We start from the raw sequence: 14,382 nt of genomic DNA, 5'->3' as shown, positions 1-14,382 counted from the left end.
GAGACGACCAGCAACACCCACACCCACAAAACAAGGGTGCAGGCCACCAAACAAAAAAATTTGGCACTGACATTCATCGACACACTGTTGAGTTCTCAAAGAACACGCACACACCGAAACCAGGAACTACACGTCCCTCACCCCGGGGCAACCGCTCCATTCTAGCCCACCCGAGAACCGGACACAAACCCCAACCCTCGAACAAACCACCCCGGCACAGCGCAACCACCCCCGACACAACAAGGGGCGATCCAACCAACCAGGAAAGCCAGGCGCTCCCCGTCCAACCTCGTTTACCCACGCCGATCAAACAAACGATCGCGTCCGGGTCGGTGTCCGAGCCGCTCTGACCCGAACCAAGTTACGCCTGCGTTTCCCCACCGTCAAACCACCAGGTCGCCAACCGAATACACCACATTCACCCAGGTCACTGACCCTCAACCGGCAAGGCATAAACAAACAGACTATTTGTGATGCCCGACACGTCAGCCCACCAATACCTTGATGCCGGCAAAGTTCTTCCGACCGCGACGGAGAACCAACCACTGACCGTGCAGCATGTCGACGGTCTCCGGCACCCAGTCCTCGGCTGGGATGCGCTTGTTGTTCACGTACGCGCCGCCCTCCTTTACGGCCCGACGTGCAGCACCCTTGCTCTCGCACAGCCCGCTCGCGACGAGAAGCTCGACGATCGTGTTGCTGTCACCGGCACGTACCTCGGCAACCGATGCCTCGGTCAGCGCGGACGCGAGAGTGGGCTCGTCAAGATCGGACAGTTCGGCCCGACCGAACAGTGCCTGGCTCGCGAGCTCGACCGCGTCGGTGTTGGCCTGACCGTGGACGAGGGTCGTCATCTCCGCCGCGAGTCGACGCTGCGCCTCGCGCGCCTGCGGACGCTCCGCGGTCGCTACCTCGAGCTCCGCCAACTCGTCGCGGGTGAGGAACGTGAACCAACGCAGGTAGCGCACGACATCGGCGTCACTGGTGTTCACGAAGTACTGGTACCAGGCGTACGGGCTCGTCATCTCGGGATCGAGCCACAGGCTGCCGCCGCCGGTCGACTTGCCGAACTTCTTTCCGTCGGCCGAGGTCACGAGCGGCACGGTGAGCGCGTGCACCGACTCACCGTCGAGCTTTCGGTTCAGGTCGACGCCTGCGACGATGTTGCCCCACTGATCCGCGCCGCCGACCTGGAGCCTGCAGCCGTAGTTGCGCCGTAGGTGCACGAAGTCGTTGGCCTGCAGCAACATGTAGCTGAACTCGGTGTAGGAGATGCCATCCGATTCCAGACGCCGCTTGACGGTGTCGCGGGCGAGCATCACGTTCACTGAGAAGTGCTTGCCGATGTCACGTAGGAAGTCGATCGCGGTGAGTTTCGACGTCCAGTTCGCGTTGTTCTCGATGACGGCGCCGGTCGGTGAATCGTCGAAGTCGACGAAGCGTTCGAGCTGGGAGCGAATGCGCTCAGACCAGTCCGCGACCGTCTCGGCCGAGTTCATGGCGCGCTCGCCGACGTCGCGGGGGTCACCAATCATGCCGGTGGCGCCGCCGGCGAGAACGATCGGGCGGTGTCCCGCCCGCTGGAAACGCTTGAGCGCGAGCAGCGGAACCAGGTGACCGGCGTGCAAGCTCGGTCCGGTGGGATCGAACCCGGCATACAACGTGACTGGACCAGCCTCCGCTTCCCGACGCAGTGCTTCCAGATCGGTCGACTGGGCGATGAGCCCCCGCCAGGTCAGTTCGTCAAGGATGTTCTCAGTCACCTCTCGATCATCCCACCGCCCACTTCAGGCGGGTGCGCGCGGGCTGCGGCGATAGGCCGACACCGCCGCCGAGTTCGGTAGCCATAGTCGCCAAGGCCAGTCGGCCGCGACGGCAATTCCGACCCGGGGCCCGCTCCGGGACTCGGGGGCGTGTCCCAGCTCCAGGCACAAACCGGGGTCGGTTCCGAACAGGTCGAAGCCGTTGTGGGCAAGCGAAATTCCCAGCGCCGATCCGAGATTCCCCGGTCCGCGGGCGACGTCGGCCGCACGGCGCACCCCCGGTCGTCGTGACGCAACGAGTTCGTGGCCCTGCATGATCTCCGCCGCCCTCATCAGTACCCCGCCGGCCACGCCGTCGGGTCCGTACGACACGTTCGCGCAGAAGTGCATCCCGTAGCTGCGGTACACATAAAGGTGCCCGGCCTCGCCGAACATGACTGCGTTCCGAGGCGACCGGCCTCGATAGGAGTGGGATGCGGGGTCCGGCCACGGGCCGGACGGATCACCGCCGTAGGCCTCGACCTCGACGATCCGGGCCCGCACCGTCCCGACGGACAGCACTCCTCCGAGTATCGCCCGCGCTGCGACGAGCGGGTGCTGGGCCGCTCTCAAGATCTCCCGTCCCGGATCGATCACGGTTCCGATTCTCCATCCCGGCGCCTTCATCTCGGTGCCCCGCGACCGGCCACCTGTTGACGTCCGTCCCCAGTGAGTCAATAATTCATCATGTGATGATTTCATCACCCGATGAATCGAGGTCGACATGACCGGTACACCCGGGAACTTCACGACGGACCCAACCGCAGCCACACCTGCAGTCGAGGTCGCGGGACTCCATGTGGTTCGCGGGGACGTCCACGCCCTGCGCGACATCAGCCTGTCGATTCCCCTCGGCACCGTCACCGGCTTGCTCGGGCCTTCCGGGTGCGGCAAGACCACCCTCATGCGATGCATGGTCGGGACCCAGATCGTCGAGTCCGGTTCGGTGACCGTCCTCGGCAGACCTGCAGGATCGGCGGCGTTGCGCAGACGGATCGGCTACGTGACGCAGGCCCCGAGCGTGTACCTCGATCTCACGATCCGGGACAACGTGCGATATTTCGCGTCCCTCTACGGACGGGGAAATGACGTTGCAGCGGAGACGATCGAGGCTGTGGGCCTGTCCAGCCACACGCACCATCGGGCCCGCGACCTGTCCGGTGGGCAGCTCAGCCGGGTGTCGCTCGCGTGCGCTCTCGTCGGCAAGCCTGAGCTGCTCGTGCTCGACGAACCGACCGTCGGTCTCGACCCTGTCCTGCGGGACGAACTGTGGGAGCATTTCTCGACCCTCGCAGCAGCAGGAGTGACGCTGATCGTGTCGAGTCACGTCATGGATGAAGCCGACCGCTGCGAGAGTCTCCTCCTCCTGCGCGAGGGACACCTCCTTGCCCACGTGCCACCGGACGAACTGCGAACCAGAACCGGTGAGTCGAACCTCGAGAAGGCCTTCCTGGCGCTGGTCCGCGACGAGCAGGTGGGAGTCGAGCAATGATCATGAACCCCCGCATCTACGCCTCAAGCACTATCCGAATCCTGAGGCAACTCCGCAACGATCACCGCACCGTGGCCATGATCCTGCTCGTGCCCTCGCTGCTGATGGTGCTGCTGTACTTCATGTATCAGAACGTGCCGACGCCCCCTGGCCAAATTCCGCTGTTCGACCGGATCGCGATCACGATGCTCGGGATCCTTCCTTTCGTGGTGATGTTCCTGGTGACCTCGATCGCGATGCAACGAGAACGCAGTTCCGGAACGCTCGAGCGACTACTCAGTACTCCCCTGTCAAAGCTGGATCTGCTCGGCGGCTATGGCACCGCCTTCTCGATAGCCGCTGCCGCCCAAGCAGCCCTTGCTTGTGGCGTGGCGTTCGGGTTCTTGAGCCTGACCACCGAGGGCAATGTCGCCTGGGTCATCCTCATCGCCGTGGTCAATGCGGTGCTCGGCGTCTCGCTCGGCCTTCTGGCGAGCGCGTTCGCCCGCACCGAGTTCCAGGCCGTGCAATTCATGCCCGTCATTGCCGTTCCTCAACTCCTGCTGTGCGGCCTCCTGGTACCCCGAGATCAATTGCCCCAGTGGCTGGAGTGGATCAGCAACGCCCTCCCGCTCAGCTATGCGGTCGAAGCGCTCCAACAGGTGGCCGTCCACCCCAGTGCGACGGCACTGATGTGGCGTGACCTGGGCATCGTCGTGCTATACGTGCTTGTGGCTCTGGCCCTGGCGGCCGCCACGCTCCGCCGACGTACACCCTGATGGCCGAGCCAACGACACCGCCGGCGCGACCAGGGCGCCGACCCGGCCCGACCGCGACGCGCGATCGGATCCTCGAGGCCGCTCGGAATCAGTTCGCTGACAAGGGGTTCGAGCACACCACGGTACGGTCTATCGCGGCCGCGGCCGGCGTCGACTCCGCGCTCGTGCATCACTACTTCGGGACCAAACAGCGCCTGCTCGTCGAAGCGATCGCAGTTCCGTGGGATCCGGTATCGCTCCTGGGCCCGCTCGCCGCCGTCCCGGTCGACGCACTCGGTGAGGCGCTCGCGCGTACCGTCATCGGAGCTTGGGATTCTGCACACCAGGCGGCGGTAGTCGCAGCAGCGCGCTCGGTGCTCACCGGGGGCCACGAAGGACTGGTCCGTAGCGCTCTGCTCGACGTTGTGCTGCGCGACATCATCCCGCGGGTCGACTCGCCGAAGGGGACCGGTGAACTGCGGGTGGCGCTGGTTGCCTCACAGATGACGGGGCTCTTCCTGACTCGGCATCTCCTGAGGGTCGACGCGCTCGGCAGCCTCGACACCGACGAGGTCGCCCGACTCATCGCGCCGACGCTGCAGCGGTATCTCACCGGACCGCTGGACCGACCCGGTCAGTCGGCGGATGACGCGATACCGCGTGCGACGTAGTCCTCGTGCTCCGCGTCGGCCACTTCACGGGCCTCATCGATCAGGAGCACCGGAATGCCGTTCTCGATCGGGTAGGCGCAGCGAAGCCGAGGGTTGTAGAGCACCTCGTCGCCGACCAACAGCAACGGGCCCTTGTCCTGCGGGCAGGCCAGAATGCTGAGCAGGGTGGGATCAATTGCCACTTCAGTCCTCTCGGGCCGTCCGGGATCTCCGCTGGTCCACCAGGCTACAAGTCGGACCCGACCCCGCTATGCGGGCACCCCTTCGAAGTGTGCCGCGACCGCCTTGGTGAACCGCTTGTACTTGCCGGTATCCGGATCGAGGTACCACGCACGCACGCTCGGCTTCGGCAGACCCGCTGCCTGCAGCGCCAAAGAACTGGGCCGGTACGACGCACCCAGCGGAATCCGCTCCACGACATGGACGACATCCGGGCGCTCAGCCACAGGCAACTGCCCGAGCGCGGCGCTGACCTCCGCCGCCCTCGGCGCACGGCCGTCGCGCACCGTGATCGCGGCGACCGCCACCTGTCGCTCCCCCGCGGGCACACCATAGGCAACCGTGAGATCGACCTGAGGCATCTCACCGAGCACGTCGACGATCGGCTGTGTGAAGACCGGGCCGCGCACAGCGTCCACGACAGTGCGCTTGTGGTCTACGAGCCAGTAGTCGCCGTCGGAGTCGCGGCGGAACAGGTTCTCGGTGGGCACCCAGACATCGCCGGCCTCGAACACTCCGCGCATCACGCCGGGTACCGACTCCGCATGGGCACCCGGGCGGCCGAGCAGCAGGCCGACCTCGCCATCCTTGCACTCGCGGACAAAGCCCCGCGCATCCTCGATCAGACGGCCCTCGATCGGATCGTACGCGCCGAGGCGAACCTCGGCACTGCCCGGCAGGGGCCGCCCCTTGCAACCGACCTTGACACCCGACACGTTCGCGAGGACGACATCGCCCTCTGTGGACGCATAGAACTCGAGCACTCCTGCAGGAGCGAACCTTTCGGTCGTGCGACGCCAGAGTCCGGGCGGCATGCCCGAACCGATGAACAGTCGGACCGGATACCCGTCCTCGAGGGGAAGTGTGGCGTCGAGTATGTCCCGCATCATCGTCCAGGTGTAGCTGACGACGGTGACGCCGTACCGGCGGATCTCCTCTGCGAAGCGGTCCGGATCGAGTCCACGTGAGAGCGCGATTCGCGCGCCACCCGCGACCGCGCCACCGAGGGCCGCCATGAGGCCTGACGAATGATGCAACGGTGCAAGGCAGTACACCGTGTCGCCACGAGTGAGCGACGCAGCCGAGGCGGTGCCGAACGCCGATAGGGCCCATCGGTGGTTGGTGATGAACTTCGCTTCGAGGTTTCCGCACGACCCACTGAAGATCACGAAGGCTAGTTCGCCCGCGCGGCCCGGGTTGGGGCGGTACCACCCGGGGAGCGCCACCGAACCGGGATCCACCTGCTCGAGGTCGACGACGTCCGGTCCGAGTTCGACAGCAAGCCCACGGAACTCGCCGCCTCCGAGGACGAGGACCTTTCTGCCGGTGGCGACGGCGTCCTCGAGGTTGTCGGGATCGACGACGATTCGGTCGACCCGGCCGAGGCGGGCCGCCTGGTCGAGGTTGGCGCCGGGTGGCAGGAGGACAGCGACCGCGCCCAGTCGTGAGAGCGCGGCGATCGCGACGAGTGCACTCGGGCGTGTCTCCATCAGGACACCGACGTGGCTCGCAGGCCGGACGCCGGCATGGACGAGACCGCGCACGACGTTGTCGATTCGCGTGTTGACGGCTGCGTTCGTGTGCACGCGGTCATCGAACAGGAAGAACTCGCGGCCCGGCGCCTGACGTCCCTGTTCGGCGAGCAGCAGTCCGAGCGAGATCCGCGAGCGTGGCTGCAACTGCCCGAGGCGGGCCAGCCGCGGCAGCGCGCGGGCCGCCTCGATCGAGATCTCACGCGTGGTGCGAACGGTGTCGGTCGCGAAATCCACGAAACCCTTGCTCGCACCGACGCCCACCTCGGCGATCGACGCGGCAGCGTGGGTGATCCGGTCGGCGAAACTGACACCGCTGTCGCGCCCGGAAGGCTCGTCGTGGATCATCGCGACCACCGACTCCGGACGTTTACCCACTCCCTCTCTCCAACGCACCCACTCACCGGTGGCGGGCCAAGTACGGGCGGCGGCGGCCGATCCGACCACCAGACCGAAATGTCCAGCGCGTAGCGTCGACTCGAATACTTCTGCGTGGGGCGCTGCCCGCTTGATGCCGCGCACCGCGAGAGGCTGCCCGATGTCGTCCACCTCACCTACGAATGCGAGGATCGGGCACGACAACTCGGCAAGACCGACGGCAGCATCCTTGATGACGAAGCCACCGGTCATCATCCGGTTGTGGACGATGAACTGCTTGAGCAGTTCCGCGACAGCCGGACCGGACCAGGCCACCCAGCCGTCCTGGTCCAGGAAACGCCGTTGCTGCTCCCGTGGAAGGAGCGCCTCACGGTCGTGCAGCTGGCGGAGGAAATCGATACGTGACTTCGCCGTCTTCATCGGATCGAGAAACTGGAAGCCAGTGCGAGCCATCCAGCCGGCTATCGACAGGCGATTGAAGACGTGATCGGCCAGGAGGTCCGCCCCTCTGGTGGCGACGAACGCCGGAATATTGAAGGGAAGCGCCGCCAATGTATCCACCGGTGCACCGAACGTGATGATACTGGCGACGTTGCGGCATCTGCGGTACGCCGCCGCCTGGTAGCAGAACATGCCGCCCTGTGAGTAACCGGACAGGTGGACGTCGCGGCCAGTGTGCTCATGGACTATGTCGACGACCTCACTGATGGCGACGATGTGGTCCGTGAGGGTGCGATCGAAGCCACCCTCCTCGGCATCCGGAGAGCCGAAGTCGACCACCCAGGGGTCGATCCCCATCTCGTGCAGGATGCCTACCGCGCCGTGGTCACGGGTGACGTCGTAGACATCCGCCGACATCATCATGGGCGGCACGAGAACGATCGGCGGACCGGCATCAGCCGGATCGATATCAGGGAAGTAGCGGCGCAATCGATACATCGGGGCGCGCTCGACGATCTGGAACGGGGACGGTGTCGCCCCCGTCTCCAGACCACCGAAGCGAACCACCTCGAGACCGTTCTGTGCCGTGGCGACGACCCGCCGCAACGAAGCCGCCAAGTAGTCGGAGCTGAGACCCACGAGCGCACTCCCCCACCAAACTCATCGTGACTTTGTGTCACATCCTTTTCGATGAGCCTTCACATTACTGCGTTAGCGGGGCTCACGGTTGCCCGAAAGGGTCATCGGTTCAAACCTAGGCACGCACCCACTCGCGTAGCACATTCGCGCAGCGCCGGACACCACCCAACTGCTCGGCGACCCGGACCCCTGCCGTGCCGCCCCGCGCGCTCCGCGACGCGATCGAACCGTGGACGGTGAGTACCTCACGAACCGCGGGAGTCAGCGCGGGATCGACGCCCGCCAACTCCGCGTCTGTGAGCTCTTCGAGACCCACACCACGCGCCTCCGCGACCCGCACACAGGCACCAGCGGCCTCGTGCGCCACGCGGAAGGGAACGCCCTGCCGCACCATCCATTCCGCGATGTCGGTCGCAAGAGTGAAGCCCGCAGGAGCGAGTTCCTCCATCCGGGCGGTGTGGAACTCCAAGGTTGATACGAGACCGGTGATGGCCGGCAGGAGCAGTTCGAGTTGAGCCACAGAATCGAAGACCGGCTCCTTGTCCTCCTGCAGATCGCGGTTGTATGCCAGGGGCTGCGCCTTGAGGGTCGCCAGCAGTCCGGTGAGGTTGCCGATCAGGCGCCCCGCCTTGCCCCGGGTGAGCTCCGAGACGTCCGGGTTCTTCTTCTGCGGCATGATCGACGACCCCGTCGACCAGGCATCGGAGAGCGTGATGTAGCCGAATTCCGGTGTGCTCCAGATGATGATTTCTTCGGCCATCCGAGACAGGTCCACTGCGATCATGGCGAGAACGAAGGCGGCCTCGGCCGCGAAGTCCCGCGACGACGTCGCGTCGATCGAGTTGTCCGCGGCCGAGTCGAAGCTCAACTCGTCCGCGATCGCGTCAGGGTCGAGCCCCAACGATGATCCGGCCAGCGCACCAGACCCATAGGGCGACACCGCCGCCCGCTTGTCGAGGTCCCGCAGCCGCTCCACGTCGCGCAGTAGCGGATGGGTGTGCGCGAGCAGGTGATGCGCCAGGAGCACCGGCTGTGCCGCCTGCAGGTGCGTCTTGCCGGGCATCACGGCCTCCGGGTGTGCCGCGGCCTGCGTGGCGAGCGCGTCGACGATGTCGAGGACTCCGTCGGCGATGCGTCGCACGGCATCACGGAGCCACATCCGGAACAGTGTGGCCACCTGGTCGTTGCGGGAGCGACCCGCCCGCAACCGGCCGCCCACCTCTGGGCCGACACGTTCGATCAGGCCGCGCTCGAGTGCACCATGCACGTCCTCGTCGGACTCGGCGGGAACGAACGCCCCGCTCTGAACGTCGTCGGCTAGCCGTGCCAGTCCGTCCAGCATGCTCGCGAGGTCGGCGTCACTGAGCAACCCGGCCTTGTGCAGCACGCGTGCGTGTGCCTGCGAGGCCCGGACGTCGTACGGGGCCAGTGCCCAGTCGAAGTGCGTGGACTTGCTCAGGGCCGCCATGGCGGCAGCCGGCCCGGACTCGAACCGTCCACCCCACAGCGCCCCTTCGACGGTGGCGCCTTCGCGGGAAGCGCCCCTTGTATCGCCGTGCGCGGACACGGCTACAGGCCCAGGTCGCGCTTTGCCGCGACCTTGGAGGACAGGCCGTGGATGTTGACGAACCCCTTGGCGTACGACTGGTCGAAGGTGTCGCCCTCGTCGTAGGTGGCCAGGTTGAAGTCGTACAGGGACTCGGAGCTGCGGCGGCCGTTGACCGTGATCGCCCCGCCGTGCAGGAACAGACGGATGTCGCCGGTGACCCGCTCCTGGGTCTTCTGCACGAACGCGTCGAGCGCGGTCTTCAGCGGCGAGAACCACAGGCCATCGTAGACCAGCTCGCTCCACCGCTGCTCCATCTGACGCTTGTAGCGGCCCAGCTCGCGCTCGAGGGTCACGTGCTCGAGTTCCTGATGCGCGTTGATGAGCACCATCGCGCCCGGGGCCTCGTACACTTCACGGCTCTTGATGCCGACGAGACGATCCTCGACGACGTCGAGGCGGCCGACGCCCTGCGCACCGGCACGCTTGTTGAGTTCCTGGATCGCCTCGAGCACGGTGACGGACTTGCCGTCGATCGCGACGGGCTTGCCCGCCTCGAAGCTGATGATCAGCTCGTCGGGGCTGTTCCAGTTGAGCGTCGGGTCCTGGGTGTAGTCGTAGACGTCCTTGGTGGGCGCGTTCCACAGGTCCTCGAGGAATCCCGTCTCGACCGCACGGCCCCACACGTTCTGGTCGATCGAGAACGGCGAGCGCTTGGTGACGTTGATCGGAATGTTGTTCTCCTCGGCGAAGGAGATGGCCTTCTCACGGGTCCACGCGTAGTCGCGGACCGGGGCGATGACCTCGAGGTCGGGCGCGAGGGCACCGAAGCCCACCTCGAAGCGCACCTGGTCGTTCCCCTTGCCGGTGCAGCCGTGCGACACCACCGTGCCGCCGTGGTCGCGGGCAGCCTTCACGATGTGCTTGACGATGAGCGGACGGCTGATGGCCGACACCAGCGGGTAGCGGTCCATGTAGAGCGCGTTGGCCTGGATTGTCGGCAGGCAGTATTCGTCGGCGAACTCGTCGCGGGCATCCACCACGACCGACTCGACCGCACCGCAGTCGAGGGCACGCTGACGGACGACCTCCATGTCCTCGCCGCCCTGGCCGAGATCGATCGCGACGGCAACGACCTCCTTGCCGGTCTCCTTGCCGATCCAGCTGATGGCCACGGAGGTGTCCAGCCCGCCCGAGTAGGCGAGTACGACGCGATCAGCCATGGTGAGTGTGCTCCTTAGAGTTCGAAGTGTTCGAGGGAGAGTCTAGTGGTCAGGCCAGGCGCTCGATCTCGGCGGCAAGCTCTGCTCCGGTGAGCGGTTCGCGAGCCACGACGAGGATGGTGTCGTCGCCCGCAATCGTTCCGACGACGTTGGTGAGCGAGGCCCGATCCAGGGCGCTGGCCAGGTAGTGAGCGGCTCCCGGCGGGGTTCGTAGAACCGCAAGGTTGCCGCTGGCGGCGGTCGATACCAACAGCTCGCCCAGCAGCCGGGACAGACGATCGGTGCCGCCGGAGACACCCCGCACGGGCGACCCGTCTTCCGGCACCACGTACACCCCGGGACCACCGTCCGCGGCGCGCAGTTTCACCGCGCCGAGTTCCTCGAGGTCACGCGACAATGTCGCGTTCGAGACATCGATTCCCTCTGCGGCGAGCAGCGCGGCGAGTTCAGCCTGGCTGCGTATGTGCCGTTCGGCGACGAGGGCAACGATCCGTGCCTGGCGCCCGGCGCGCGTTTGTGCCACCGGCACCGTCGGTTGCGAGCGATTGTCTCCCGGAGCGGACGTCACGGTGTTTCCCCCGATCCCTTCTCGAATAGCCACACGAGCAGGGCCTTCTGTGCGTGCAGCCGATTCTCGGCCTCGTCCCACGCTGCCGACTGCGGACCGTCGAGCACCTCGTCGGTGATCTCCTCGCCGCGATGCGCTGGTAGGCAGTGCAACACGACGGCGTCCGGTGCCGCGTTATCGAGCAGGTCGGCGTTGATCTGGAACGGCCGAAACGGTCCGACGCGGTCCTGCCCGTCGTCCTCCTGTCCCATCGACGTCCACGTGTCGGTGACGAGCGCGTCGGCCCCGACGACCGCGGCCTGTGGGTCGTCGGTGAGCGTGATCATCGCGCCGGTCTGCTCGGCGCGTATGCGGGCAGCGTCGACGACCGATGGGTCGGGGGCGAACCCCACCGGAGCTGCGATGGTGACGTGCACGCCGGCCGTGACGCCACCGAGCAACAACGAATGCGCCATGTTGTTGGCGCCGTCACCGAGGTAGGTCAGTCTCAGGCCCTTCAGCTCGCCCTTGCGCTCGGCGAGGGTCTGCAAGTCGGCCAGCACCTGGCAGGGGTGGAACTGGTCCGACAGGGCGTTGACGATCGGTACGGTCGCGCCCTCCGCCATCTGCTCGAGCCGCTCTTGGCCGAACGTGCGCCATACGATCGCGTCGACGAAACGGGACAACACTCGACCGGTGTCCTGCAGGGTCTCGTCTCGGCCGAGTTGGGTGCTGCGGCCGTCGACCACGACGGCGTGGCCACCGAGTTGCGCGATGCCCATCTCGAACGAGAACCGTGTGCGGGTGGAGTTCTTGTCGAAGATGACGCCCACGCCTCGCGGACCGGCGAGCGGCTTCCGCGAGAACGGATCCGCTTTGAGCTCACGGGCGAGCGCAAGCACCTCGGCCTGCTCTGCCGAGGTCAGATCGTCGTCCCTCAAGAAGTGTCGAATGGTCATCTGCTCACCTGCCTCCTGCTCCCGCGCCGGCTTCATCGAGAATTCCCGGCAGCGCCGCGACGAATCCTTCCGCCTGCTCCTCGGTGATGATCAGCGGGGGTGCCAAACGGATCACGCCGGGCTGGGCCGCGTTCACGAGGTAGCCGGCGTCCCGGGCTGCCGCCTCGACCGCCGGTGCGAGGTCCTCGGTCAGCACGACGCCCAGCAGCAGGCCCGCGCCACGGACGTGGTCGACAAGTGGGTGCCCCAGCCCCTCGATACCCGTTGCGAGCACCTTGCCGATCATGTCGGCGCGGGAGAGCAGATCGTCGGCTGTGATCGTCTCGAGGACCGCGAGCGCGGCGGACGCGCACACCGGGTTACCACCGAATGTGGTGCCGTGCTTACCCGGGCCGATCAGTTCCGCCGCCGCGCCGGTCGCGATGCAGGCGCCGATCGGCATGCCGCCGCCGAGCCCTTTCGCGAGCGTCATGACGTCGGGCACGATGCCAACCGCCTGGTGCGCGTAGAACCAACCCGTGCGGCCGATACCGGTCTGCACCTCGTCGAGGATCAACAGGGCGCCGCGTTCGGCGGTGATCCGGCGGGCGCCGGTGAGGTAACCCTCGGGGGGAACCACGACCCCGGACTCACCCAGGATCGGCTCGAGAAACACCGCGGCGGTGTCGTCGTCGACCGCACGGTCGAGCGCCTCCAGATCGCCGTACGGCACGTGTTCGACGCCGGGCGGCATCGGCTCGAACGGGGCACGCTTGTCGGGCTGACCGGTGAGTGCCAACGCACCCATCGTCCGGCCATGGAACGCCTTCTCGGCGGCGATGATCTTGCGTCTGCCGGTTGCCCGCGCCAGCTTGAACGCGGCCTCGTTGGCCTCGGTGCCCGAGTTGCACAGGAAGACTCGCCCGGTGACGCTTCCCCCGGAGACACCGGACTCGCCGGCACCGAGGCGTGCGAGGAGCTGCTCGGCCAGGGCGACGGCCGGCTCACTCGCGTACAGGTTCGACACATGGCCGAGGGTCGACAGCTGCCGTGTGACGGCCTCGACGATCGCCGGGTGTGCGTGGCCGAGGATGTTGACGGCGATACCGGCCAACAGGTCCAGGTACTGCTTGCCGTCGGCATCGGTGACGACCGCGCCCTCGCCGCGGACCAGGGCCACCCGCGGCACGCCGTAAGTGTTCATCAGCGCGCCGGACCAGCGCTGCTGGAGATCCGCTGTCGTGGTCATGGTTGTCCTTCCAGGTCTTCGAGGTCCCGGGCTTCGAGGCCGCGCGCCGGCGTGACCATGGTGCCGATGCCCTCGCCGGTGAAGAGTTCGAGCAGGACCGCGTGCGCGACGCGCCCGTCGATGACGTGCGCGGTAGGAACGCCGCCCTCGACGGCGCGCAGGCAGGCCTCCATCTTGGGGACCATGCCCGCGTCGAGACTCGGAAGCAGCTGACGCAGCGCGGGGGCGGCGATCTCGGTCGCGAGCGACGACCGGTCGGGCCAGTCGGTGTAGAGGCCCTCGACGTCGGTGAGCACGACGAGTTTCTCGGCACCTATCGCCTCGGCAAGCGCAGCTGCTGCGGTGTCGGCGTTGATGTTGTGCACGACGCCGTCCTCGTCGGGCGCGATCGTCGAGACGACCGGGATACGTCCGGCTGCAATGAGATCGAGCACCGCCGCGGGATTGACGGCGGTGACGTCGCCGACGAGTCCGATGTCGGTGGCCGTGCCCTCGACCTGGACGGTGCGACGGGTGGCGGTGAACAGCCGCGCGTCCTCACCGGAAATGCCGACGGCGTACGGCCCGTGCGTGTTGATCAGGCCGACGAGTTCGCGGCCGACCTGACCGAACAGCACCATCCGGACGACGTCCATGACCTCAGGCGTCGTCACGCGGAAGCCGCCCCGGAACTCGCCCTCCATGCCGAGTCGCTTCAGCATGGCGTTGATCTGCGGTCCACCGCCGTGCACGACGACCGGGTGGATGCCGATGGTCCGCAGGAAGGCCATGTCCGCTGCGAACGCGCGCTTGAGTCCGTCGTCGATCATTGCGTTGCCGCCGTACTTGATCACGACGATCTTGTCGCGGAAACGTTGGAGCCACGGCAGCGCCTCGGCCAGGACGTGCGCCTTCTGGCTCGCCGTCAGGTTCTCGATGCTCGACTTCTCGATGCTCGACTTCTCGGTGTTCACCGCCGTACCCATGTC

At 66.6% G+C, this 14,382-nt stretch carries 13 protein-coding genes; 3 read left to right on the top strand and 10 right to left on the bottom strand.

The features are described 5' to 3' along the window. Window positions 1-485: 485 nt before the first annotated feature. Together tyrS and EGT50_RS04440 are read right to left on the bottom strand one after the other, a co-directional pair. Window positions 486-1,763: a tyrosine--tRNA ligase gene (gene tyrS / locus EGT50_RS04445; RefSeq protein WP_127951312.1), complete on the bottom strand. Its 1,278-nt coding sequence runs from the start codon at window positions 1,761-1,763 to the stop codon at window positions 486-488. 24 nt (window positions 1,764-1,787) lie between these two features. Further along, complete coding sequence (locus EGT50_RS04440; protein ID WP_127951311.1) at window positions 1,788-2,429, bottom strand: DNA-3-methyladenine glycosylase; 642 nt, start codon at window positions 2,427-2,429, stop codon at window positions 1,788-1,790. A 97-nt stretch (window positions 2,430-2,526) separates the two neighbouring features. Between EGT50_RS04440 and EGT50_RS04435 the strand changes: the two genes are divergently transcribed. Genes EGT50_RS04435 through EGT50_RS04425 form a run of 3 tightly spaced genes read left to right on the top strand, consistent with a single transcriptional unit; the run spans window position 2,527 to window position 4,702 of the window. After that, on the top strand, window positions 2,527-3,294 hold the full coding sequence (locus EGT50_RS04435) for an ABC transporter ATP-binding protein (protein ID WP_127951310.1): 768 nt from the start codon (window positions 2,527-2,529) through the stop codon (window positions 3,292-3,294). Between the two features lie 2 nt (window positions 3,295-3,296). Further along, window positions 3,297-4,052 carry an ABC transporter permease gene (locus tag EGT50_RS04430; RefSeq protein ID WP_206615744.1) on the top strand — a complete coding sequence of 252 codons (756 nt, stop codon included), beginning with the start codon at window positions 3,297-3,299 and terminating at the stop codon, window positions 4,050-4,052. Then, window positions 4,052-4,702, top strand: a complete 651-nt coding sequence (locus EGT50_RS04425) for a TetR/AcrR family transcriptional regulator (RefSeq protein ID WP_164873338.1) — start codon at window positions 4,052-4,054, stop codon at window positions 4,700-4,702. Before EGT50_RS04430 ends, EGT50_RS04425 begins: the two co-directional genes overlap by 1 nt. On the opposite strand, the gene EGT50_RS04420 is transcribed toward EGT50_RS04425, so the two are convergent. The 8 genes from EGT50_RS04420 to argB form a co-directional block, all read right to left on the bottom strand. Then, complete coding sequence (locus EGT50_RS04420; RefSeq protein ID WP_127951307.1) at window positions 4,666-4,884, bottom strand: Trm112 family protein; 219 nt, start codon at window positions 4,882-4,884, stop codon at window positions 4,666-4,668. The genes EGT50_RS04425 and EGT50_RS04420 overlap by 37 nt on opposite strands. A 66-nt stretch (window positions 4,885-4,950) precedes the next feature. Then, window positions 4,951-7,911 (bottom strand): acyl-CoA synthetase, encoded by a 2,961-nt coding sequence (locus tag EGT50_RS04415; RefSeq protein WP_127951306.1) that lies wholly within the window; start codon window positions 7,909-7,911, stop codon window positions 4,951-4,953. A gap of 115 nt (window positions 7,912-8,026) precedes the next feature. Continuing rightward, the gene (gene argH, locus EGT50_RS04410) at window positions 8,027-9,478 is read right to left on the bottom strand and encodes an argininosuccinate lyase (protein ID WP_127951305.1); all 1,452 of its coding nucleotides are present in this window, start codon (window positions 9,476-9,478) and stop codon (window positions 8,027-8,029) included. Window positions 9,479-9,480: 2 nt separating this feature from the next. Continuing rightward, window positions 9,481-10,680, bottom strand: coding sequence for an argininosuccinate synthase (locus EGT50_RS04405; RefSeq protein ID WP_127951304.1), 1,200 nt, complete (start codon window positions 10,678-10,680; stop codon window positions 9,481-9,483). 49 nt (window positions 10,681-10,729) lie between these two features. After that, window positions 10,730-11,248 carry an arginine repressor gene (locus tag EGT50_RS04400; RefSeq protein WP_127951303.1) on the bottom strand — a complete coding sequence of 173 codons (519 nt, stop codon included), beginning with the start codon at window positions 11,246-11,248 and terminating at the stop codon, window positions 10,730-10,732. After that, the gene (gene argF, locus EGT50_RS04395; RefSeq protein WP_127951408.1) at window positions 11,245-12,186 is read right to left on the bottom strand and encodes an ornithine carbamoyltransferase; all 942 of its coding nucleotides are present in this window, start codon (window positions 12,184-12,186) and stop codon (window positions 11,245-11,247) included. The genes EGT50_RS04400 and argF overlap by 4 nt, the downstream gene beginning before the upstream one ends. Before the next feature lie 4 nt (window positions 12,187-12,190). After that, on the bottom strand, window positions 12,191-13,414 hold the full coding sequence (locus EGT50_RS04390; protein WP_127951302.1) for an acetylornithine transaminase: 1,224 nt from the start codon (window positions 13,412-13,414) through the stop codon (window positions 12,191-12,193). Continuing rightward, window positions 13,411-14,379 carry an acetylglutamate kinase gene (argB, locus tag EGT50_RS04385; protein ID WP_235870583.1) on the bottom strand — a complete coding sequence of 323 codons (969 nt, stop codon included), beginning with the start codon at window positions 14,377-14,379 and terminating at the stop codon, window positions 13,411-13,413. The genes EGT50_RS04390 and argB overlap by 4 nt, the downstream gene beginning before the upstream one ends. Between the last annotated feature and the right edge of the window lie 3 nt (window positions 14,380-14,382).

Source organism: Rhodococcus xishaensis (assembly GCF_004011825.1).
Classification (GTDB): Bacteria; Actinomycetota; Actinomycetes; order Mycobacteriales; family Mycobacteriaceae; genus Prescottella; species Prescottella xishaensis.
Note: the sequence above shows the minus strand (reverse complement) of the source record. Positions and strands in the feature narration are given on the sequence as shown.